This is a genomic window from Pseudoalteromonas sp. (genome assembly GCF_041613455.1).
In the GTDB taxonomy this organism is placed as follows: domain Bacteria; phylum Pseudomonadota; class Gammaproteobacteria; order Enterobacterales; family Alteromonadaceae; genus Pseudoalteromonas.
The window spans coordinates 1-23,229 of sequence record NZ_JBFJHD010000023.1; the positions used below are offsets into that span (position 1 = coordinate 1).

The 23,229-nt window shown below is 43.6% G+C and carries 18 protein-coding genes; 11 read left to right on the plus strand and 7 right to left on the minus strand.

The genetic code is table 11. The annotated features are described in order from the left end of the window. Positions 1 to 132: 132 nt before the first annotated feature. Positions 133 to 342: a cold-shock protein gene (locus ABYB02_RS04265; RefSeq protein ID WP_006792548.1), complete on the minus strand. Its 210-nt coding sequence runs from the start codon at positions 340 to 342 to the stop codon at positions 133 to 135. Positions 343 to 766: 424 nt separating this feature from the next. Between ABYB02_RS04265 and ABYB02_RS04270 the strand changes: the two genes are divergently transcribed. The 3 genes from ABYB02_RS04270 (at position 767) to ABYB02_RS04280 (ending at position 5,013) form a co-directional block, all read left to right on the plus strand. Next, entirely contained in the window at positions 767 to 2,356 is a 1,590-nt protein-coding gene (locus ABYB02_RS04270; RefSeq protein ID WP_372761221.1) for an alkaline phosphatase, read from the plus strand. Positions 2,357 to 2,367: 11 nt separating this feature from the next. Next, positions 2,368 to 4,161 (plus strand): alkaline phosphatase, encoded by a 1,794-nt coding sequence (locus ABYB02_RS04275; RefSeq protein ID WP_372761222.1) that lies wholly within the window; start codon positions 2,368 to 2,370, stop codon positions 4,159 to 4,161. Between the two features lie 138 nt (positions 4,162 to 4,299). Beyond that, positions 4,300 to 5,013: a hypothetical protein gene (locus ABYB02_RS04280; protein ID WP_372761223.1), complete on the plus strand. Its 714-nt coding sequence runs from the start codon at positions 4,300 to 4,302 to the stop codon at positions 5,011 to 5,013. Here the strand turns inward: ABYB02_RS04280 and ABYB02_RS04285 are convergent. Continuing rightward, complete coding sequence (locus tag ABYB02_RS04285) at positions 5,010 to 6,881, minus strand: monovalent cation:proton antiporter-2 (CPA2) family protein (protein ID WP_372761224.1); 1,872 nt, start codon at positions 6,879 to 6,881, stop codon at positions 5,010 to 5,012. The two genes, ABYB02_RS04280 and ABYB02_RS04285, sit on opposite strands and share 4 nt — an antisense overlap. 206 nt (positions 6,882 to 7,087) lie before the next feature. On the opposite strand from ABYB02_RS04285, the gene ABYB02_RS04290 reads away from it, so the two are divergent. From ABYB02_RS04290 to ABYB02_RS04300, 3 genes are read left to right on the plus strand one after another with little or no spacing between them, the layout of a single operon-like run. Next, complete coding sequence (locus tag ABYB02_RS04290) at positions 7,088 to 7,744, plus strand: ABC transporter ATP-binding protein (RefSeq protein WP_372761225.1); 657 nt, start codon at positions 7,088 to 7,090, stop codon at positions 7,742 to 7,744. Further along, a complete protein-coding gene (locus ABYB02_RS04295; protein ID WP_372761226.1) occupies positions 7,737 to 10,166 on the plus strand; it encodes an FtsX-like permease family protein in 2,430 nt (809 codons plus the stop codon). Before ABYB02_RS04290 ends, ABYB02_RS04295 begins: the two co-directional genes overlap by 8 nt. Positions 10,167 to 10,173: 7 nt before the next feature. Beyond that, complete coding sequence (locus tag ABYB02_RS04300; RefSeq protein WP_372761227.1) at positions 10,174 to 11,283, plus strand: lipocalin-like domain-containing protein; 1,110 nt, start codon at positions 10,174 to 10,176, stop codon at positions 11,281 to 11,283. Between the two features lie 84 nt (positions 11,284 to 11,367). On the opposite strand, the gene ABYB02_RS04305 is transcribed toward ABYB02_RS04300, so the two are convergent. The 4 genes from ABYB02_RS04305 to ABYB02_RS04320 all read right to left on the minus strand — a co-directional run bounded on the left by ABYB02_RS04305 (position 11,368) and on the right by ABYB02_RS04320 (position 16,607). After that, positions 11,368 to 13,896, minus strand: a complete 2,529-nt coding sequence (locus ABYB02_RS04305) for a TonB-dependent receptor plug domain-containing protein (RefSeq protein WP_372761228.1) — start codon at positions 13,894 to 13,896, stop codon at positions 11,368 to 11,370. A gap of 302 nt (positions 13,897 to 14,198) precedes the next feature. Next, a complete protein-coding gene (locus tag ABYB02_RS04310) occupies positions 14,199 to 14,594 on the minus strand; it encodes a YbaN family protein (protein ID WP_372761229.1) in 396 nt (131 codons plus the stop codon). 151 nt (positions 14,595 to 14,745) lie between these two features. Then, entirely contained in the window at positions 14,746 to 16,065 is a 1,320-nt protein-coding gene (locus ABYB02_RS04315) for a porin (protein WP_372761230.1), read from the minus strand. 59 nt (positions 16,066 to 16,124) lie between these two features. Next, complete coding sequence (locus ABYB02_RS04320) at positions 16,125 to 16,607, minus strand: MarR family winged helix-turn-helix transcriptional regulator (RefSeq protein WP_372761231.1); 483 nt, start codon at positions 16,605 to 16,607, stop codon at positions 16,125 to 16,127. A gap of 444 nt (positions 16,608 to 17,051) precedes the next feature. On the opposite strand from ABYB02_RS04320, the gene ABYB02_RS04325 reads away from it, so the two are divergent. From ABYB02_RS04325 to ABYB02_RS04335, 3 genes are read left to right on the plus strand one after another with little or no spacing between them, the layout of a single operon-like run. Further along, positions 17,052 to 17,906 (plus strand): D-hexose-6-phosphate mutarotase, encoded by an 855-nt coding sequence (locus ABYB02_RS04325; RefSeq protein ID WP_372761232.1) that lies wholly within the window; start codon positions 17,052 to 17,054, stop codon positions 17,904 to 17,906. 40 nt (positions 17,907 to 17,946) lie between these two features. Continuing rightward, the gene (locus ABYB02_RS04330) at positions 17,947 to 18,483 is read left to right on the plus strand and encodes a PH domain-containing protein (RefSeq protein WP_372761233.1); all 537 of its coding nucleotides are present in this window, start codon (positions 17,947 to 17,949) and stop codon (positions 18,481 to 18,483) included. Beyond that, positions 18,476 to 20,008 carry a PH domain-containing protein gene (locus ABYB02_RS04335; protein WP_372761234.1) on the plus strand — a complete coding sequence of 511 codons (1,533 nt, stop codon included), beginning with the start codon at positions 18,476 to 18,478 and terminating at the stop codon, positions 20,006 to 20,008. Before ABYB02_RS04330 ends, ABYB02_RS04335 begins: the two co-directional genes overlap by 8 nt. A gap of 159 nt (positions 20,009 to 20,167) precedes the next feature. Here the strand turns inward: ABYB02_RS04335 and ABYB02_RS04340 are convergent, their stop codons facing one another. Next, positions 20,168 to 21,328 carry a tetratricopeptide repeat protein gene (locus ABYB02_RS04340; RefSeq protein ID WP_372761235.1) on the minus strand — a complete coding sequence of 387 codons (1,161 nt, stop codon included), beginning with the start codon at positions 21,326 to 21,328 and terminating at the stop codon, positions 20,168 to 20,170. Positions 21,329 to 21,642: 314 nt separating this feature from the next. Here ABYB02_RS04340 and ABYB02_RS04345 point away from each other — a divergent pair, with 314 nt between their 5' ends. Together ABYB02_RS04345 and ABYB02_RS04350 are read left to right on the plus strand one after the other, a co-directional pair. Further along, positions 21,643 to 22,257 carry a hypothetical protein gene (locus ABYB02_RS04345; RefSeq protein ID WP_372761240.1) on the plus strand — a complete coding sequence of 205 codons (615 nt, stop codon included), beginning with the start codon at positions 21,643 to 21,645 and terminating at the stop codon, positions 22,255 to 22,257. Between the two features lie 76 nt (positions 22,258 to 22,333). Next, entirely contained in the window at positions 22,334 to 23,122 is a 789-nt protein-coding gene (locus ABYB02_RS04350; RefSeq protein ID WP_372761236.1) for a PhzF family phenazine biosynthesis protein, read from the plus strand. Positions 23,123 to 23,229: the final 107 nt, after the last annotated feature.

Here is a 23,229-nt window from a genome sequence, read left to right on the forward strand (position 1 = left end):
GGAAAAAATAAGTTAACTTGAGGATATCGCGTAGGATTATTACTAAAACAACGGGGTACTAACAAATAAAACAGAACTTCTTTCAAACTAGTATTTTAAATGGGTTATTGCTAACCCATTTAACGGTAGCAATTAGATGCTAACGATGTTTTCAGCTTGTGGGCCTTTTTGACCTTGAGTAACAGTAAACTGTACACGTTGGCCTTCAGCTAAAGTTTTGAAACCGTCGCCAGAGATTGCGCTGAAATGTGCAAACACATCAGGACCAGACTCTTGCTCGATGAAACCAAAGCCTTTTGCTTCATTAAAAAATTTAACTGTACCAGTTGTAGTATTAGACATAATAGAATCCTAAGAATTAATTAAAGTGTGCCTTAAATTAGGCATTTAAATTGGGAGAAAACAAGCATTTAACTGAGGATAACGCGAAGGATTATTACTAAAACAACGTGGTACTAACAAATAAACAGGGCTTTCTTTCACCCGATGACCAACACAATAGAGTAAGTTAGCAGCAGTAGCAAGCTTTATATAATTAAAAGTTATAAAAAATTGCAGTGCTTACTCCTAAGTCTTTGTAAATTAACAGCTTTGTATTTTATTTATTTTAACGGTGCTTAAGCTATGGCGCTATTACGACGTTAGCTTTGTCATCAGTTATTCATAAAAATGATCTTTTTTAGTCACATGCGCTTCCTATAGTGCGGCTGTTGATCTGTTTGTGGTCACACCGCTTAAGCATAACCACTAAATAATGGGAACTAGGATGAAACTTAAAAAAGCCGCTGTGGCACTCGCACTCACATCTGCATTGAGTGCTGTTAGCCACGCTAGTGTACTGCCGCAAAGCCAAAAAGACAGCAGCTGGTATAACGCCGCGCAAACTAAATTAACCACTAAAACGGCGTTAGCAAAATCCCCTAAAGCCAGTAAAGCGAAAAATGTAATTTTATTTGTTGGCGATGGTATGGGGGTATCTACCTTAACTGCCGCCCGCATTTTACAAGGGCAGCGAAACAATCAATTGGGTGAAGAAGGCTACTTAAGCTTTGAAACTTTTCCTTATTCGGCACAAGTAAAAACCTATAACGTGGATGCGCAAACGCCAGATTCGGCAGGCACCATGACGGCTATGATTTCGGGCGTTAAAACCGATGCCGGTGTGATTGGCGTAAATGAAAATATAGAGCGAGGGGTGTGCACCACGGTTGCGGGCAATGAATTGCTAACAGCCACTGAACTTGCTGAAATTAAAGGGCTGGCAACGGGTATCGTGTCTACCGCGCGCATTACTCACGCCACACCTGCGGCCACTTATGCTAAGTCGGCAGACCGCAACTGGGAAGATATTTCCGATATGCCAGCAGATGCCATTGCCGCGGGCTGCAGCGATATTGCCTCACAGTTAATTGATTTTGAAAAAAATATTGAAGCGCGTTTTGTGGGTACCGATGTTGATGGACTTGAGGTGGTAATGGGCGGTGGTCGACGTCATTTTTTACCAAAAGACGCTGCAGCCAACTCAAGCGATGCAATCAGTGCAGTAGAAGGCGATCGTAGCGATAATCGTAATTTAGTCACTGAGTGGCAAGCTCAATACCCTAATGGCACCTATGTTATGGATCAGGCTGGGTTTGATGCCATCGCCGATGATGCCACACAAGTATTTGGCTTATTTAACGAATCACACATGCAATATGAAGCAGATCGTGCCAACGATATAGCCGGCGAGCCGTCGCTGACTGCGATGACGACCAAAGCAATTGAAATACTTGCTAAGCACGATAAAGGCTTTTTTCTCACCGTTGAAGCGGGGCGGATTGATCACGCACACCATGCGGGTAACGCCTTTAATGCGCTTAACGATACCATTGAGTTTGCTAACGCGGTGCAAGCAGCCGTCGAAAACACTAACCCCGAAGAAACGCTTATTTTAGTGACTGCCGATCATAGCCATGTATTTACCATTGCCGGCTACCCAAAACGCGGTAACCCTATTTTAGGTAAAGTGGTGGCGGTTGGTGAAACGACTCCCACGCTTGCAGCCGATAATATGCCCTATACCACGGTAGGCTATGCAAACGGCTTAGGGTTTAGAAACCTAGGCGATGAAACGGATGCCGATGCCAGTTACAGCAGCGCTGCTGTTGCCGGGCGCGTTGAGCTAAAAGGCGTAGATACGGTAACGCCGGGGTTCCATCAAGAAACAACGGTCCCCTTGGCTTCTGAAACACACGCCGGTGAAGACATTTCTTTGCATGCAAGCGGACCCGGTGCTCACCTTGCACAAGGGGTTATTGAGCAAAATGTGGTGTTTCACTTAATTAATCAAGCTCTTGAATTAACTCAGCAATAATGGCGGCTAAGATGAACAAATTAACCATACTTTCTTTAGCAGTAACTCTGGCGTTAACGGGTTGCTCAAGTAATGACGATAGCAGCGAAAATAACACGTTAACGGCCAATACCACCCTTGCAGTGGGCTCTGAGCAATGCGCTAATGGCGGCGTTGTCACACAAACTGGCATTGATAATAATGGCAATGGCCAGTTAGAGAGCAGTGAAGTAACTGCAACTAACTTGGTGTGTAATGCGCCGCTGACTTCGCTGAGCACTGAGCAATTGGCATCACTGACCAATAACAGCTGGTTTAGCGCTGCAGAAACTAAACTCGCAGCAACACAAGCCGCTAATGCCGGCGTGGTTACTGAGTCGGGCAAAGCTAAAAACGTCATTTTATTTGTTGGTGATGGCATGGGGGTTTCTACCATTACCGCCGCACGTATTTTAGCCGGGCAATTACAGGGTGAAATGGGTGAAGAACATCAATTAAGTTTTGAAACCATGCCATATTCAGGGTTTATAAAAACCTATAACGTTGATGCGCAAACACCGGATTCCGCCGGCACTATGACCGCGATTACCGCGGGGGTTAAAACGGATGCGGGCGTTATTGGTATTAATGAAAATGTTGCACGCGGTGAATGTGCTACGGTTGCCGGTAATGAGCTTGTTACCTCGTTAGAGCTGGCGGAAATTGCCGGTAAAGCGACCGGAATTGTTTCGACTGCGCGTATTACCCACGCCACGCCAGCAGCAACCTACGCTAAATCGGCAGAGCGCAATTGGGAAGATATTTCAGACATGCCAGCCAGTGCGGCAGCGTGCGAAGATATCGCCTCACAACTGATTAACTTTGAAAAAAACCTCGAAGCGCGTTTTGTTGGTGTTGATGTAAACGGAATTGAAGTTGTCATGGGTGGTGGACGTCGCCATTTTTTACCCAAAGATGCCGCGTTTAATTCAGCCGACGCAGTTAGTGCGGTAGAAGGTGATCGTACCGATGGTCGTGATTTAACCGCAGAGTGGCAAGCGCAGTACCCTAATGGGCAGTACATTATTGATACTGCAGGCTTTAACGCAATTGATACCAGTAGCACTGAACGCGTGTTTGCTTTATTTAACGAATCACACATGCAATACGAAGCCGACCGCGAAAACGACATTGCCGGCGAGCCTTCGCTATCGCAAATGACCGAAACAGCAATTAATGTGTTAGCTAACAATGACAAAGGCTTTTTCTTAACGGTAGAGTCGGGGCGTATTGACCATGCTCACCATGCGGGTAACGCTTACAACGCATTAAACGACACCATTGAGTTGGCAAATGCCGTGAAAGTGGCGATGCAAAACACTAATCCAGCAGAAACGCTCATTGTAGTCACAGCCGATCACAGCCATGTATTTACCATAGCGGGTTACCCTAAACGTGGTAATCCAATCTTAGGTAAAGTGGTTGGCATAGGTCAAACAGAGCCAAGTTTAGCGGCCGATGATATGCCCTATACAACGCTAGGTTACACCAATGGTGGCGGCTTTAGAGATTTAGGCAATGAAACGGATGCCGATGCCGGCTATAACTTTGCACCCGTGACAGGGCGCGTTGATTTAAGCAATGTTGATACTACAACGCCGGGCTTTCACCAAGAAGCACTTGTACCGCTATCATCAGAAACCCATGCCGGTGAAGATGTCGGCGTGTATGCCATAGGCCCTGGTGCGCACTTAGTAAGCGGGACTAATGAGCAAAGCTTCTTATTTCATGTCATGGACTTTGCCGCTGATTTAGTAACCGCGGCTAACGAAAAAGTAGCGCCATAAATTAACTAACCAGAGCTCAGGTTAACTAGCTAAACAAATAGCCCGCAATACTTTGCGGGCTTTTTTGTGTCATACAAATGCCATTATTAGGCGTTATGTTAGAGCCATAAAGTAATGTTTAACCAAGAGATTAGCCCAATGAAACAGCTATTATTTATACTCTCAGCACTGGCCAGCACTAGCGCGCTCGCTCAGCAGTGCGATATTGATGCTACGCAATTAACAGCCGACTATACAATTACCAATCAGCATAAATCGCAGCAAAGCACTCAGTCACTTACTGTTTGGCGCAACAACACGCAGGTGGCGCATCAAAGTGAAACATTAACTGAGCTTTGGCAGCAGCTCAGTAATAACCAGCTTCGCCCTGTTCGCTATTTTAATGCCGAGCAGCGTGGTATTGAGTACCAACCATCGGAAGTACGCGGTGTGCAAAATTGGAGCGCTAAAAGTCAGCTGGTGGATAACCATTTAATTGCAAAAATGACCCTAGTAAGTACGCAAGGTGAGGGGTGTAATGAAGTAAAAAACTACGCGCTTAATGAGGGCGATAGCCAATTTAAGCTGAGCTTTTTACCGCAAGCAAAATTAGTTAAAACTTTTAGTGTAACCAATAAAAAAGGCCAAACAGAAACGGTGCTTAGCCTTAATCATGTTAACAGTGACGAGCAAGCCATAGCAGCGCAGTTTGCCAACTGGGATCGCTGGCAAACCACCGATTATGCCGACATTGGCGATAACGAAAACGACCCGTTTTTAGCAAAAATGATCAACCTTGGTTTTATCGAACATGGCGCCACCGGCTTTTATAATCAGCAAGGCGAAGCTATTCAAGGTGAGCATCAGCATTAATTTGCTTTTGGCTTAGCAGGGGCTGCTGTAAGCTCATCTTCACAGTTGCCGCTGTCGCAAGTATTTAAATCGCTTTTAGCCTGTTTGTCTTGTTGCAGTACTTGTTTTAAATCATCCATACGTTGGCGCACAGCAACACCATAACTGGCGTCATCGCCCCATAACTCGGCAAGTTGTACTACTGAAGCGCGGTCGTGATCCCTAAATAGTTTACCAGCGCGCTGGGCGTCTTCTTTGCTGTTACCTAGTATTTCTAATGCATCTACCGCTAAGTTAATTGCTGAATCGACCGTTTCGCGGTTAAAGGCATCTACCTTTAAATTAAGTAATTGGTATGCATGGCGGCGGTCTATAGCACGTGCGACAATTTTTAACTGTGGGTAGTTTTTATGTGCCAGCTTAATTATCTCTATGGTTTTGTCAGGATCGTCTATCGCCACAACTAACATTTGCGCAGTATGTGCGCCTGCAGCTTCGAGCAGTTCTTGGCGTGCAGCATCACCATAAAATACCGTATTGCCAAAGCGACGCAGTAACTCTATTTGACTTGGACTGTGATCAAGTACGGTGATTTCGTAGCCTTGAGCGTGTAATAAACGTCCCATAATTTGCCCAAAACGGCCGTAGCCGGCAATAATCACATGCTTTGCTGTGCTTATTTGTTCTGGCTTATCAAACTCGGGGGCTGTGTTACTGCTACGCTTTTGCATTTGCTCGTAAGCCATTAATAATAAAGGGGCGATGAGCATCGAAATAGCCACTACTAAGGTTGTTAGTGCGGTTTGCTCTGGGGTTAAAATACTCAAAGTGCTGGTTACACTTAACAATACAAAAGCAAATTCGCCCCCCTGCGCCAGCGCTAGAGTAAATAACAACTGCTGCTTGTTACTAATTTTAAAGGTGTAGGCCAGTGCAAATAAAATGGCCGCTTTCACTATTATCAACATCGCCACTAGCGCAATCACAGTGGTAAATTGACTAAAAAATAATGCAAAGTTAATCGACGCGCCCACAGTAATAAAAAACAACCCTAACAGCAGGCCTTTAAAGGGTTCTATATCGGCTTCTAGCTCGTGTCTAAATTCGCTTTCGGCAAGTACCACACCGGCTAAAAAAGTCCCCAGCGCCGGTGATAGGCCAATACTTTGCATAACCAAGGCAATGGCAACCACTAAAAACAGTGCAAAAATAGTAAATATTTCTCGTATACGAGTTTGCGCTATGTACCTAAAAATAGGTGCTGAAATATACTTGCCGCTGACTATAATTGCCGCTATTACTGCCACCGACACACCCACTTGTTGCCATATAGGCCAATTGGCAATAAAAGAATGATTAATGTCGGCACTGTTAGTTTGTGGTGCAAATGCGAGTAATGGTAATAGCGCGAGAATGGGAATAATGGCGATATCTTGAAATAACAGCACCGAAAAGGCATTTTGCCCCGCTTCTTGCTTTAACCAGCCTTTTTCTTCAAGACTTTGCAGTACAATAGCGGTAGAAGAGAGTGCCAGCATTAACCCTATAGCTAAAGCGGTTTGCCATTGCATGGTAAACAACCAATAACATGCGGCAAAAATAACAGCCGCGGTTAACACTACCTGCAAACCACCTAGGCCTAAAATAGAATGACGTAATTTCCATAAGCGAGCAGGTTGCAGCTCTAGACCCACTAAAAATAGCATCATCACTACGCCAAACTCAGCAAAGTGCATTACATCGGTTTGATCGCCCACCATAGCGAGGGCATAGGGGCCTATTAGGATCCCGGCGATTAAATAACCCAGTACTGAGCCTAGCCCCGCTCGCTTGGCAATGGGTACCGCGACAATGGCTGCCGCTAAGTAAATTAAAGCTATTTGTAACACGTGCTTACCTTTTTGCAGTTGAGATAAATAGCATGGCTTAGGTTTATAAAAAATACAATGAGTTACGAAAGTAAAAAGTGCTTAAGCCGACAACTAAAGTTCACGTTACGGGTGGCGGGCAAAAAAGAGCGCTTTGATGCGCTCTTTACTGCTATGGTATTGTTTATATAACAAACTGTACTTTTGTTGCAGGAATGAGATTGTTTATGATTTCGCTAAAAAATGTGCTTTTTACTCGCCAAGATGGTGGCTTAAAACGACCAATTATTAATGATTTGTCGTTAAATATTTTACCTGCTGCGCAAATTGCGCTACTTGGTGATAGTGGCTCGGGAAAAACAACATTATTAAATTTATTAGCCGGTTTGCTGTCTCCTGACGCAGGCTCAATTGTGGTTAATGAGCAAAACATTAGTGAATTGAGTGCCAGTGAGCTGGCGCTTTATCGGCGTAAAATAGGGGTTATTTTTCAGCACTACCAATTACTCAGCCCATTAAATGTAAAAGACAATATGTGCTTTCAAGCAAGGCTTAATGGCTTAGCACCAAGCGACGATGAAGTTCATAAAATGAGTAATAAACTTGGCTTGGAAGGTAAGCTTACTGCGATGCCTGAGCAGCTATCGGGTGGTGAGCAGCAACGTGTAGGCATTGGTCGTGCGCTTTTAAATAAGCCCAAGCTGCTATTGGCCGATGAACCTACAGGTAACCTTGATGCAGCCCGCTCACACGACATTGTTACGCTATTAAAAAGCCTGTGCGAAGAGCAGCACATCATCCTCATTATGGTCACTCATAGTCAGCGATTGGCCGATCAATTTACTACGCAATTGTTTTTAAAAGATGGCCAAATTAATGGCTGAAGTTAAACTTATTTTAATAACCTATATGCAGTTTTATCGCCGCCATATAGGGCTGTTATTACTGTTTTTTATTGGTTTTAGTTTGGGCGCGGCGCTACTTACTGCAATACAGGGGTTAAATTTAGAGGCCGGTAAGCGCTATCAACAAACCACAGCGTTAATTGCAAACCCAGTGACGCATTTTGTACGCCCTGTACTGGGTGAAAACAGACTGCCCAATAGTATGTGGTCGCGTATTAGGGCCGCTGGTTTTACGCAGGTTCAACCGGTTTTAGAGGGCGTGATTACAACCGATAAGCGTCAGCGACTCGCTCTGAGAGGCGTAAACTTATTACAGTGGCTTACACAAAATGCTAGCAGCTCTGCAGCCACTAAAAATAATAGCTTTACCGGCTTTGAACAGCTATTCAATACCGTTTATATCGACCCTAAATTAATGCGGCGGCTAAATTTAAAAACCAGCAGTATTAATATAAACACCGGCGATACCACAGGCACGTTCGCGGTAAGTGAATTACCAGGCTTAGGAATAACCATGCTGGTGGATATTAGCCTTGCCGACAAATTACTGCGCGCAAACGGGGCAATTAATTACCTTGAAGTAAGTGGCTTAAATAACAAGCAAGCAGCTCAGTTAAACGTATTGCTCGGTGAGCAAGCACGCCTTGAAGCAGCAAAAGAACAAGCATTTGATGCGTTGTCTGAAGCGTTTTTCTTTAATTTACAAGCGCTGGCATTGTTAGGTTACGTAGTGGGTGCGTTTTTAAGTTTTAATGCAATTAAGCTGGCGTACACTGCGCGCGCTCACTTACAGCAGCAAATGTGGCTGTTGGGCTGTCAAAGGTCGGCGCTAATTAAGGCGCTGGTTATTGAATTAACCTTGCTTAGCTTTATTGCTGCAGTATTAGGGGCGTTATTGGGCGCAGCACTGGCCAATGCTTTGGTAATGGATGTGTCGGCTACTCTTCAAGGGCTTTATCAACTCGATAGAAGCTTTGTGGTAAACCTAGACAGCAATATGATTGCCAGCGGTTTTATACTCAATATTATTGTTTTATTTGGATTTTTAGTCAGCCAATCGGCTCAATTAAGTGCTTTTTTAGCGCGTGCGAAATGGCCACTGCTAGCGTTTGCTATTACTGCAGCCAGCTACTTAGCATTAACGGCAAAGACTAAAATGAGCGCGTTATTATTATGTGTTTGTGTGCTGCTGCTATTTTTTGTGATTACGCCAGCGGTAGTGAAAGCTGTATTTAAACTGCCATGGCCAACACAAAATCCCATTATTCAATGGTTAAAAGCCGACAGCATAGTGCAGTTACCGACGCTATTAAGCTCGGTACTGGCCATTTTAATGGCGATGGGGGCCGCGGTAGGTATGCAAATCATGGTTGGCAGCTTTAGCGACACCCTAGATACACATCTTGAAAAGCGCCTAAGCGCCGATTTATATGTAAGGCCTGAACATAATATGCCAGCTTTAGAGCGTGCTTTTAGTGCACTCCCCGAGGTTGCAAGGGTTGGCGTATATTGGTCGGCTAAAAGTGAGCTTAACACAGCTAAAAATACCATTGCGGTTGATGTTATGGCATTTGGTGCAACGGCCAGCTATAACCAGCACCTTACTTTGTTAAACAATAAAGCAGCTACATCTGCAGTATTTGAAAAAAACAAAAACGGGGTTGTTGGTTGTTTAGTGAATGAGCCTGCTTTGCTGCAGTACCAGCTAAAAGTGGGCGATATAATAACCCTAAAACAGCATGTTAATACGCTGTCTTGCCAAGTACGCGCTGCCTATTACGATTACGGTGAGCAAGGTTTAAATGTAGTGGTAACTACAACAGCGCTATTAAATAGTGGCTTAAATTTCACTGAATATGGTTTATCGCTGTGGTTAAAACCGGGCAGTGACGTTGATGCAGTGAGCGAATATATTCAACAACAGTACCAACTAGATAGCCAGCAAGTGATAGCTAATCAGCAGTTTAAACGCTTTGCTAAGCAGTTATTTGGTAAAACCTTTTATGTTACGCAAGCACTTAACTTATTTATTATGCTTATTGCGTTATTTGGTATGTGGGTGAGTTTTTTAACCTTAGGGCGAGGGCAGTTGCAGCCGATGGCGGTATTACAAACGCTGGGCGTAACTCAGCAGCAGTTACTGAGTGCAAAAGTGTTGCAAACCGCACTGATTATTTTAACTACTTTGCTATTAGCCATACCGCTGGGGCTTTGCCTTGGTTGGGTGCTATTAAGTTATGTAATGCCAATCGCCTTTGGTTGGACTATGGCCATGACCGTTAATTGGCTGCAGTTAGGTGGCTTTACCATGCTGATGTTTATTTTAGCCTTGTTTGTGAGCGCGCTACCGCTAATAAAATTAACGCGAAGCGCCGTTGCTGATAATGTCGCCAGACTATAGGAGTTACATGCATATACTTAAAGTAGCCACTTGCTTTATTTTTATTAGCGCATTAATTGCGTGCCAGCCTGAAGTTGAGCAAGTAAACCAAAATAAGCAGCTGCACGATGGGTTTTCGCAGCAATTTGGTGCAGCAGTCAATAAACGCCAAGGGTTGAGCTTTCCACGCGATCATGGGGCACACCACCAACAAGGTATTGAGTGGTGGTACGTTACTGCCAATTTAACAGCCGACAGTGGGGATACTTTTGGTGTGCAATGGACTTTATTCAGGCTCTCGGTCGATGAGCAAAACACGGCTGCTGAACCATCACCTTGGTGGAATGGGCAACTTTACTTTGCACACTTTGCAATACAAACCGATACCCAGCATCAAGCGTTTGAGAAATACGGCCGTTCGGGGCAAGTAACTATAACCGCACAGCCCTTTGAGGCCCGCCTAGATGATTGGCAGCTAGCAAGTAAAGAGGCAACATTTTTACCGCTTAGCTTAAAGGCGCAGCAAGAAAATTACAGTGCTAATTTAGTGCTGGCGAATAGCCCACTGGTAAAACAGGGTGAGCAAGGTTATAGCCAAAAAACACACCAGGGGCATGCCTCTTATTATTATAGTTATCCGTTTTTACAAGCCAAAGGCGCTATTACTTTTGCGGGTAAAACTTATAATGTGAGCGGTGATGCTTGGTTAGACAGGGAGTGGTCTTCGGCGTTAATCGATTCGACCCAAAATGGATGGGATTGGTTTAGCATTCAAGCCGATGATAGTGAGTTAGGTGCTTTAATGGCATTTTGTATTCGTAATGGCCAACAACGTTATGATTACTGTAGTGCATCGCACATTACTCGCGATGGGCAGGTACGGGCCATTGCAAGTGACGATGTGACTATACAGGTATTAAAAACACAGCAGTTTAAGGCTAAAACGCAGCAAAAAACGCCAATCACTAAAACTTATCCCATTATCTGGTCGCTTAATGTTGAGGGGTTTGAGCCGATAATAATTAAAGCGCGTAACCCCGATTCACGGAATCAACTGAGTATTCCATACTGGGAGGGGCGAATTAAAACTCAAGGTGGTTTCAAAGGCAAAGGGTATGCAGAATTAGTGGGGTATTAAATGTACCCTCAGCGTAGTTTGCATAATAAAAAAGGATGCACACTGCATCCTTTTTTAGTTACTGTATTTTTAGTTCATGTTTTTTTAAAACGCGTAAGTAATATTAGCGTATAACAAACGGCCGTCTAAACCATATGGCGCATACGGGCTATAGGGAAATATTTGCCCAAAGTTAGAGTAGCCTATGTTATCTACGGTAGCTTGTGGGTATTGATCGAACACGTTGTTTGCACCAACGGCAAATTTCCATGTCTCGTCTGGGCGGTATGCCACTTCTAGGTCGGTGATCCACTTAGGGTCTAAGTATTCATCACGAGCGGCGGTTGATGATACATCTGCCACTTCACCGTAACGAGTTGCACGCAGTGTCGTTTGCCATTGGTTAAAGTTCCACACCGCTGATAGGTTCCACTTGCTATCGGGCGTGCCTTGTTCAAAGCGACCTATTTCACGACGAGCAAACACCACATAGTCGTCACCCAGTGAATTTAGCTCGCTTGGGTTGTCATCTACATGGGTAACTTTAGTATCGTTAAAGTTAGCGGCTACATTTAAGCGTACATCACCTAAATCGTTTAAGTCTAAATTGTAAGTGGCAACAATATCCACACCTTGCGTGCGTGAGTCGATTGCGTTAGTAAAGTAGCGCACGCTTTCTGTGTTTAACTCACCGGCAGTTTGCAGTATTTCGACAACGGCATCGCCTTCTAAATTTTCAGACAATACAATACGGTCATCAATATCAATACGGTATGCATCAACGGTTAGGCTAAAGCTGCCTTGAGTATACATAAAGCCCGCGGTTAAGTTTACCGACTCTTCTGCATCAAGCGGCTCTGCCCCTAATGCTTGTGCGGCTGCGGAATCGGTCGGGAATAAACCTACTTCAAACGGCTGATTGTTCTCAAGCACGGTAGAAATTTGGCGGTACGAACTTTGCGCTAATGAAGGCGCACGGAAACCGGTGCTAATTGCCCCCCGCAGTGATAGGTTGTTGTTAATGCTATAACGCGATGCAAGTTTAGCGGTAAAGGTATCGCCAAAGTCGGTGTAATCTTCGTAGCGACCCGCTAATACAATATTCCAATCTGCAGTTATGTAGCTATCAAACTCAACAAATAGCGCTACGTTATGACGGCTTACGTCAGTGACGCTTGCAGGACTAAAGCCAGCAAGTACCTGAGCGCCACCGGCAGCAACTGGGTTACCTTCGCTATCAAGTGCCGTAATATAAGAGGCTTCTTCACCTTGCTCGATTTTATAGCTTTCGTGGCGGTATTCTGTACCTAGAGTAAAAAACACCTCATCCGGCAAGCCAAAATCTAGGCTGGTATTTGCGGTTGCGTTAACTAAAAACTGGTCATAAACCAATGCACCATTATCAAATTCGGTTGGGCTGTTTGCCCCCAGTGAAGTATTAATACTATTAACAACGCCAAAACCAAAGTCGTTACGGCCGTAGTTAGTACTTACATCCCATGTCCATTCACTAGTTTCGCCTGTTAAACCTAAGGCAAATGAATAGTCTTGTACGTCCGTTTCAATTTGCGGTAAAAAGCCATTTGGGTACACTGCTAACACATTACGGCTGTCTTTTGCGCGGCGGTAAAAACCACCCGAATTACCTTCACGTTTCGAATAGCTGCCAAATGAGTAAAAATTTACGTTGTTATCAAAGTCGTAACCCATGTTGTAAAACAGTGCGTAGTCTTCAAGCTCTGCTTTACCAAAGCGGTGGTTGTAACGGTTAATGGTAAATTCGCGTGGGTCTAGGCTGCCATCTTCAAGGCGATCGTATTGCTCGCGCGGGTCAAAGCCAGAGCGCTGGGTAGAGTCGTTATTACGGTACTCAAGTGATACGTTTACAAAGCCGCTATCTGCTAATGCAAAGCCAGAGTTAGCACTCATTGTGCGTGTTGCTCCATCGTTCACTTTGCGGTCAGCAGCGGTATTAAATGCCAGGTTACCGCTGGCGTCGGCGTAGCTGTTTTCTAACTGTGCTACCCCTGCCATTTGGCTGTCGTACTCACCATAGGTGACGCTTACGCTACCGCCCGCTGCGGCGTCTTTAAGAACAATGTTAATAACTCCCGCAATGGCGTCAGAGCCATACTGCGCGGCAGCGCCATCACGCAATACTTCAACACGCTTAATGGCTGCAGTGGGGATCATGTTTAAGTCAACCGCAGTAGAGCCACGCCCTACCGTACCCCCTAGGTTTAATAACGCTCCAGAATGGCGGCGTTTACCGTTGATAAGCACTAAGGTGTGATCGGGTGCTAAACCGCGTAAAACAGCAGGTTTTGCATGGTCTGTGCCATCTGCGAGCGTGGCACTTGGGTAGTTAAAGCTAGGTACTTGGTTGGCTAAAACTTGGCTTATTTCTAGCTGTCCGGTGCTTTGCATATCAGCACTGGTAATTATATCTACAGGGACGGTGCTTTCGGCAATGCTGCGTAAGCTACGACGCGTTCCGGTAACGGCAATCACTTCAATGTTTTGTTCGGCCTGTACATCTTGCTCTGCAGCAAAGACACAAGAATAGGGTGCACTCAGTGCAGAAGAAACGGCCAAGCTAAGTGCTACTTTGTTTGCTGATAATGGCTTTATCATGATGTGGATCCCCTTGGGAGCTGCTGACTATGGGTTTAAAAAAGAGCGCATGATATAGAAGGCGCAACCTGGGTACAAAGATATAAACTATCTAACATATGCTAACTTGTTTATAAGCAAGCCCACTGTTTACGTATATAAACGACGTTTTGATCGCTGCATAAGGTTTTAGATACTTACCTCAGTAAGAAAATAAGCGCGCTTTCTTTGTTACAGCTAAAGCTGTGCCATATATACTCGAAAAAATACACTCGTCTGAGAGCATATAAGCTAAGTTGCTATACCCAAATGGGCTGTGGTGTCTAATTTGCGGGTGGGGTAGACGGTGTTAAAATAAGGTAAATCATTACTAACACTTCTATGGCGGCCACTAAAAAAATGACCCACATAGGCGGCGCAGAATAAAGTAACAACATAAAGCCAATCAGCATGCCAATCGCGGCCGCATATTTTGCTTTAACCGGTACTACTTTATAGCTTTGCCATTGCTGTAGGGTGATGCCATAGCGAGGGTGGTTGAGTAGTTTTTTCTCAAGGGTAGGTGATGAGCGGGTAAAACACGCGAGCGCTAAAATAAGAAATGGCGTGGTTGGCATCACGGGCAACGCAATACCTATTACTCCTAGCACAACGAACAGTAAGCCGACTATTTTAAGCCAGGCTTTTTTGGTACTGAGAAACGCTGCTTTAAGTCTCATATTGATGGGGTTTTCCTAGTTCAGTCGGCTAGTCAATGTTTTAAGTTAGGTAATATATCAAACACTCATATTATAAGGGTAAACATTAAAAAGCAGGCAATAAAAAAGGCAAACTCAGTTTGCCTTTTTAAGCGTATTATAACCCTGGTTATTAAAAGTAATAACCTAAGTTAATATTAAAGCGACGCTCGGTTTCGCCGTCACCGGCAATAGAGCCACCCACAAAAGGTTGGTTACGGGCTTGTACGTAATCGATATAAGTAAATAAGCCGCCGGCAGCAACTGATACACCGGTTACGTTCATCCACGTATTGGCGCTGTTGTCTGACTTATTGTAAATAATACCGTAGTCGTTATAAAACTGTAGGTTAGTTACTGGGCCCCACTCTACCGGTACGCTATAAGCGACGTTAAGGGTACTTGTGGTTGCATCGGCGGCAATAGAATCATAAAAAGCATATGCCCCTACAGCCATGCGATCAACGTCATCAACATTGTAGTTATACTCGCCGTGTTGTAGCTGAATATTCCAATTATTAATGTTGCTATTTAAATGTAATGCCCAAGCGTTATAGTCACCGGCGCGATCGGTGCCATCATGCAGGCCACCCGCTAATGCAGATAGACCAATTTCGGTAGTAACGCCTTCGCCATGCTCAAAGTGGTAGGCATAACGGCCGGTAAAGGTGTTGTATTCGCCAAGCTCTTTTACCGGCTCCGCGTAAATGCCTTCATCGGCAGTACGGCTACCGACAATGTCGTACGAGTAACGGTGGCTGCGATCTTCCACATAGCCGTCAACACCGCCTAGCTCGTCGTTTTTGAAAAAGCCTAAATCAAGTTGCCAGTTGTCAGCCACTTTACGTTTAAACATGATGCCTAAGTCGTGATCGTCTTCTAGGCCAATGTAATAGTTAGTGCTAAAAAAGTAGTTATGCGAGTTATAAGGGTCGTTACCAAATGGCACTTTAGTAATACCCGCTTGCACTTGCCACTCGTCGTTAAGTTGATAACCCGCCCAAGCAGATTTAATCGCGGTCATATAATCAAAAAAGCGGATTTCGCCGCCGAGCAATACACCGCCCACTTCACCCGAAAGGTTTAAACGAAAAATATCAAAATCAAAGTCACCAATCCGATCTTCATTACCATCGCTATAAGAAGTAACACTATAGTTAGTACGAATAGCGCCGCCTACAGTAATACCCGCCGACTCTTTTTCTTCGGCTTTAGCTTCAGCAATCACCGTGGTTTGCTTAGCTTGTTTGGTAATTTGCGCCACTTTTTGTTCGTGTTGCTGATTAATTTTTTCTTGCTTAGCTTTTTCGCTGGCTAATTGCTGCTCTAGCATCTGCATTTGTTGCTTAAGTTGTTTAAGCTGCGTTTGCAGGGTGTCTAGATCGGTAGCAAACACATTGCTTGTTGCACCACCGAGCATTAGGGCGAGTGTTAATTTAGATAGTTTGGTCATAATTGCTACTCAGGTTATTGATTAAAATTTAAGGCGTGTTATACGCCTCGGGTTAAATTTTATGATTTAGCAGCTTGAGTCAGCGCGCCTACTTCTAATAAGGGGGATGCATCGAGTTTATCGGCATCCATCATCGCGGCAATTCGCTGCATCGATGATAATAAAAGACTTTGCTCCCATTCTTCTAGCGAAGAGAACTTTTCAATAAAATGCTCTTGTAGTGGTTGCGGTGCTTTATCAAGTAACTCTTTTCCCTTCTCGGTGAGATATAAACTCACGCGGCGTTTATCCATTTGGCTACGTACTCGGGTTACTAAGTCTCTGCTTTCTATTCTATCAAGAATATTAGTTACCGTTGCTGGGCTTAAATTTACATTTTGCGCAATACGGCTGGCCGTGATGCCATCTGTGTGGGCAACTTCTTGCATAATAAGCAGTTGCGGCCCCGTTAAGCCTGACGTTTTGTTCAGTTGCTTAGAGTGTAAATCAATCGCGCGGATCACTTTACGTAAAGAAACCAGTAACTCGTTATGTTTGTGCATTTAGCTAATCTCGTCGAAAGGGCGCAATGGTTTGCCATAATCGCGAAATGTTACACATCAACTAAATTGAATTCAAATGATATATTACATTTAGCCCTGTTTTATCTGGATTTTATTAGTTTGAGTAGTAATTAAAATGGCTGTTTTTTAGTTTACTTTAGTTATATGTGATTTTATTTGCTTTTGGCTATAGCCGATTGCTAAGCCTAATAAGTATAGATAATGCTTTTATTTTATCAATTTTACCCGCCAGCCATAGGTTGTTTTTTGTGCGCACAATAAACTGTTAGTACAAAGTAATTATTGGCCGCTGCTGCCGCAATCTAGGTTGATGAAAATAAAGCGATCGATATTTAAAAATTTTAGCTTATTATGTATTTATTTATCAGCATATGCGAATGTTGGCGGCCTAGTTATCACGGTGCCGATGTAATAGGAAATGTTATGAAGTTATCACCCTCGGTTAGTATTTGTCATAACGACAGCGGTTTAGAATTTATTAATATAAATAGCAGCCATTGTGAAGCAAAAATATTTTTACAAGGCGCGCAAATTACTGAGTTTACCCCTAAAGGTAAGTTGCCACTGTTATGGGTATCGCAACTCGAAGATTATCAACAAGGGGCCAGTATTCGCGGTGGAGTGCCTATCTGTTGGCCGTGGTTTGGTACGCATGAAAACGCTGATTTTCCTGCCCATGGTTTTGCTCGTACTAGCTTGTGGCAAGCCGATGAAGTACATGAAAACGATAGCGAAATAGTGGTTAGTCTAAAGTTGCCAATGAAGCAGGTAAACCTAGATCTGTGGCCACATCAGTCGGCATTACGCGTTGAATTTGTGTTGAATACGCAGCTACAAGTGCGTTTAACCACCACTAATTTAGGCAGCACGCCATTTAGCTTTACGCAGGCATTACATAGCTACTTTCCAACCTCAGATATTAACAACACCCATGTTGATGGCCTGCAGGGTGCTACGTATATTGAATTTGCTGAGGGGCCAGAGGAGCAAAGTGACGTGGTTACCTTTACCCGCGAAACCGACAGAGTGTATAGCCAAGCTGCCCCGTTACAACGTATTTTTACCCCCGAAGGCATTATTAGTGTAAGCCGTGAAAATTCAAGCTCTTGTGTGCTATGGAATCCATGGATCGAAAAATCAAAGCGGTTATCTAACTTTGCTGATAGCGAGTTTAACACCATGCTGTGTTTAGAAGCGGCCAATGTACGCGATGACGCAGTAATCCTTGAGCCCAAGCAAAGCCATACCCTGATTACAACCATAGCTTGGTTAAATTAAGTGGTTATAGTGACTACTAGTTGCAGTGAGTTGAAGTGATATGACCTTTAAAAATCAGCAAATAACAGACCTGCCGCAACATAAAGCAATTGTATTTAAGCCGCTGGCAGCAAAAGCGTTACTGCATGCTCAGCTTAACTGGTTGGCGTTTTTTATTCCGCTTAGTGTCGCGTTGCTGGTGGTTGGGTATTTAAATGACAACTTTGCCACTCAAGCGCAGCCGTATTTGCTAATAGCTATGCCGATAATTATTACCCTGTGTATGTGTTACAGCGTGCTCAGCATAAAGCTGCAAGGGGTGGCGCTGCGCACCCATGATATTGCCTTTAAAAAAGGCATTATTTGGCAACAAGTGGTTATTTTACCTTTAGCGCGAGTGCAGCATATAGAAGTACACAGAGGGCCTATTGAACGCAAACTCGGATTAGCCAGCTTAAAATTATACAGTGCCGGCGGTATCAGTGCCGATTTACAGATTGGCGGCTTAAGCTACCAAGACTGCAACGATATGCGCCAGTTTGTACAACACTACCGCAACGACGAAAGTAACCAGCAAGAAGCCAGCCTTCATGAGTAACAGCAACAATAATAACTTGCAATGGCAAGCGGTATCGCCGTGGGCGCTGGTGTATTTTATTGTGCACTTTAGTATTCGCTTTATACGCGATGGTATTTTTAACCTATTACCGGTTGCCATTGTGTTTGTTACTCAGGTTGAAAACAAATTACTGTGGGGGCAAGTTGCGGCTGCGGTTGGCGTATCGGCTTTATTACTCTACTCGATGTTATATTACAGAAACTTCCGCTTTTGTATTTCAAATGAGCACGAAATACTGCTGAAAAAAGGCGTGTTTAAAAAAGAGCGCCTAACGCTTAAGTTTGCTCGCGTGCAAAACGTAAACATAGCCGCCCCGTTTTATTTTACACCGGTCAGTTTAGTGAATTGTATTTTTGATGCCGCAGGTAGTGTGGCCCATGAGGTGGTGTTACCGGGGATCAGCAAAAGTGCAGCGCAGCAAATGCGCAACCAAATTTTTGCTTTTAAAGCGCAGCAGCAAGAGAGTGATAATAGTGAGCCCCCTGTGCATACTATGGCCGAAAATAGTGTATTTATTAGCAATACAGAAATCGCTAAATTTGGTTTGATCTCCAATATGGCGATTTTGGCATTTGCCGCTATTGCGCCGTTTATTAATGTGGTTATCGACTTTTTAGAGCACAAGTTAGTGGCTAAAATGACCGGCTTTTATCAGCAGCAGCTAGGCATAATAAGCAATGCAGCCATGCTGGCGGTGATCACGCTGATCATATTGTTGGTAGTCATTGCAGTGTTGTTGTCGGTGGGGATGGCACTGATTCGTTTTTATAATTATCAGCTGTATTTTAAAGGGCAAAAATTTAAACGCATTGCCGGCTTATTAGAGCGCCATCAGCTCTCAATGAGCCTAGATAAAGTACAATCAATAGTGATTAAACAAAACTTAATTGCCAGGCTATTAAAGCGTTTTACCGTTGAATGTTTACAAGCCAGTAGTGGTGGCATGGTTGCAGGTGTGGCGGCAAAAAAGAATAAACAAACCTTGGTGCTGCCGGTATTAAATATTACGCAAGTAAACACGGTGTGTCAGTGGATTTACCCTTGGTTTAATATTAAAAATCAGGCTTTTACAGGTGCTGAACGGGCGTTACTGTATAAAAATTTAATGTTTTATGCGCTGTTGCCAAGTGCCTTAGTGTTTGCTGTTTGTTACGTTACAGAATTGAGTAGTTGGCTCAGTTTAGCGGCACTTGTCGTGTTTGCCGGGCTGGTTACATTATCGTATCAACGCTACGGTTATTATTTGTATGAAGATAACGGGCGTTTTTATATGGTTATTCGCAAAGGATTGATCGGTGTGCATTACCGTGTATTTGAGCTGTATAAAACTCAAAGTGCCCGCAGTATTAGCACCTATTTAATGCGTCGCGCAGGCTTAAAAAGTGTTTATATACAGCTCGCCTCAGGTTACGCCTTCATGCCTTATTTAAAGCAACAGGATGCGGATTTTATTATCGACTTTACACTACAGCAGGTTGAATCCGATCCGCGTAGCTGGATGTAACCTAAGCAATTGTAAGAGTGTAAAAACAGGTGCGCGGGTAAGCAGCAGATGCTGGTTACATTTTTCGCAGCCAACACAAAGTAAATAGTTATAACCTCGATGGCGTGCCCTCAGTCTATTGTCAGGAACAACACTCGATAAAGTTATTTATAGGCAAAGTTATTCACTTACTTGTAAGGACAGTAACTTTGCTTGGTAAAGGTCGAGTTTTTGCTTGTTACGTTCCAGCTTGATTGCTTGTTCAAGTAACGTTTTAGTATGCTGATTATGACCTTGTTGGTGTCGGATTTTAGCCAGTTCTAAATACAACTCTGCAATATAAGGCGCTTTTGTAATGGCTTGCTCTATGTGGTTTTTAGCATGATACAGGCGCCCTGTTTGCACGTCATTTTTCGCCATAACTAATAGTTCATAAGGATCTTTCTCTTTATAAAAAAGCTGTGCATTTAATTGCTCAGCAAGCTTTATATCACCTAACTGCTGCGCCAAAATTTGATAGTTGGTTAGTAAGTTAATACTGACAAGCTCTTGTTTGAGTGCTGCTTGAAATATTTTTTTTGCGCTTTTTAGGTCTCCAATACGTCTATGCATTACTGCAGCTAAGTTAAATATCTCAGGATCTAGAGGGGTGTATTTACTGGCTTGTAATATATTTGAATATGCTAAATCGTACTGTTTAATAGCCAGAGCATCAGCAGCTAAGTTGCTGTAAAATTTAGCAACTAGGTCATTGATATCAGCACTTCCAGAATACATGCTGCCATGGCTGGGAAAGTAATCAATTAATGAACCAGGTCGAACAAAGGTAACAATATTAGCGTCTTTTTCTGGGGTTTCGGGGGCATATACTTTTGTTCTAAAGTGGTTGGCAACATAAACTAAATTACCCTCTTGTGCGTAAACGGGGGTGCTTGTTACCTCTTGAAAGCTTGTCTCTAGCCCTAAAGATTGGGCATAGCTTTGGGTTAATATCGCTAAACTAATACAATTACCATGTCCGTGTTCCAGCGCCTGCATTGAGGTCAAGGTGTCGCCATGGTAACTAAAGTTAGAAAGTATTTTTTCAAGGTAATTAAAGACAATTTTATCTGCACGTATTTGCGATGCATGCTGCTTTCTCGCAAATGCTAAAAACTTTAACTCTTCTGCAGTAGACAGCTTAAAAAGTGTGTCTTTAGTGAGGGTTACTTGTGGTGTAAATAATTTGTGGTTAAGTAGCGACGTAAGTTTTATCTGCGGTTCTATTTGTTGAGTTTTTGTAGTTGAGCATCCAGCTAAAAATAAAAAGCTAATAATTATAAGTACTATATTAATTTTCATAAATCACTCCCTTGTTTTAATTCACATTATAATGCAGGCATGAAATTATCAAGCGTAAAGAGGTTGTTATTTAAACACGCTTGTGCGGCTACTTACTGCACTGACACTTTACTAAAACCTTCCAGCGTTAACTTAACATAACAGTTTTTGTACAGCTAAGTTGCCAGCGGCTAAATAAATATTGGCGATATAGTTGAGTATAATCTGGTCGCCACTACAATGCCGCCACAAGATAAAATCCTTTAAAAACAAATGTTTATTAAATGTTTCCAGTTGAAGGTTTTATTAACACTTATATAACGAGCGAGGTTGCTTTGGCGCATTTTCTGCCTGTATTGTCTGCATTTATTTTAGTCTTTAGTTTTTTACCGTTATTAAATAAAATTCGTAAAAATCGCAGTGTGTCGGGTGTGTCACTGCTGATGATGGCCTTTGGTGTCGCGCAAAGTATTTACTTTATTGTGTTTAATTTATATTTTGCCCGCTTTTACATGGCGCTGCCGTTTGTTGTGACGGGGGGCTTAAGTGGTTTAATTTTATACTACTTTGTTCGCTATAATGCGGCGCGAAGAGAACGTATGCAGCTGCTATGCATGTTGGTTTTTTCGTTACTGCCGTTTTTATTACTGCTCAACCCGGCACTCGACACGGCTAAGGTACTCACAGGACTCACCTTTGTTGGTTTAACGATGAGCTCGGTACGGGTAATGCCACAAACCTATAAAACCATTCGCAGTGGTGATATTAGTAATTTAAGTGCGCGCTATTTTAGCTTGCAGTTTGTCGCGGGGGTATGCGGTTTATTTGCTGAGTTTGCCATGGCCAGCCAAAGCATTGCCCACATACTCACCTTTGTGATGATTTTACTGACCAATGCCGCTCAATTAGGCTGTATTCAATATTACAAAATGCGTCCTAACGCAGCATAAGGTATTCAAAATACAGTGATAATTAACGTTAGTTGTGGCAAGTTTAGGCTATAGATATTTTTCAATAGCTTAAACTATGCAACTAACAATTCATCAAATTGACGCTTTTACTCAAAAGTTATTTAGCGGCAACTATGCAGCGGTGATCCCGCTTGAGTCGTGGCTTAGTGACGCGCTTATGCTTAGCATTGGCGCCGAAAATAACGTCTCCGAAACAGCATTTACCTGCCCACAAAGTGATGGTAGTTTTGCGATTCGTTGGTTTTCACCGTTAATGGAAATTGATTTTTGCGGCCATGCCACGCTCGCAGCGGCTTATGTTTTGTGTGAACAGCATAACCTGCAGCAGGTACGCTTTAAAGCTGCGGCTGTGGGTGAGTTAATCGTTAATAAAAATCACGATGCTAGCTTTACCATGACCTTTCCAAAACAAGCACCTAGCGCAGTGGCAGCCATTCCTAACGCACTGTTAAAGGGCTTATCAATTGCGCCAACCAAGGTGCTTAAAAATCGCCAAGCGTATTTTGCTATTTACGCTAATGAGCAAGATATTCGCGCACTTAACACCGACTCACGGTTATTAAAAAGCTTGTTTCCGCTCGATGTAGTTGCCAGTGCCCCCGGCGATAACTACGACTTTGTGTCGCGCTACTTTTGGCCTGCCAGCGGTGGCGATGAAGATTTTGTGACCGGCTCTATTCATACTGGGCTGGCGCCGTACTGGGCCGAGCAACTGCATAAAACCCGCTTACATGCTTATCAGGCGTCGAGCCGCGGAGGCGAACTAATCTGTGAGGTGGGTGCAAATAATGTCACCATTACCGGACATGCGGTGAGGTACTTAAGCGGCACTATTTATATTTAATTATGCATACCACCACTACTTTTTTAATGGCGGTGGCTAAATTACCCCCCGATTAGTTGCGTGTTTTGTGCAGCCCCCCTTGGCATAAGCTATTTAACAAGCTGATT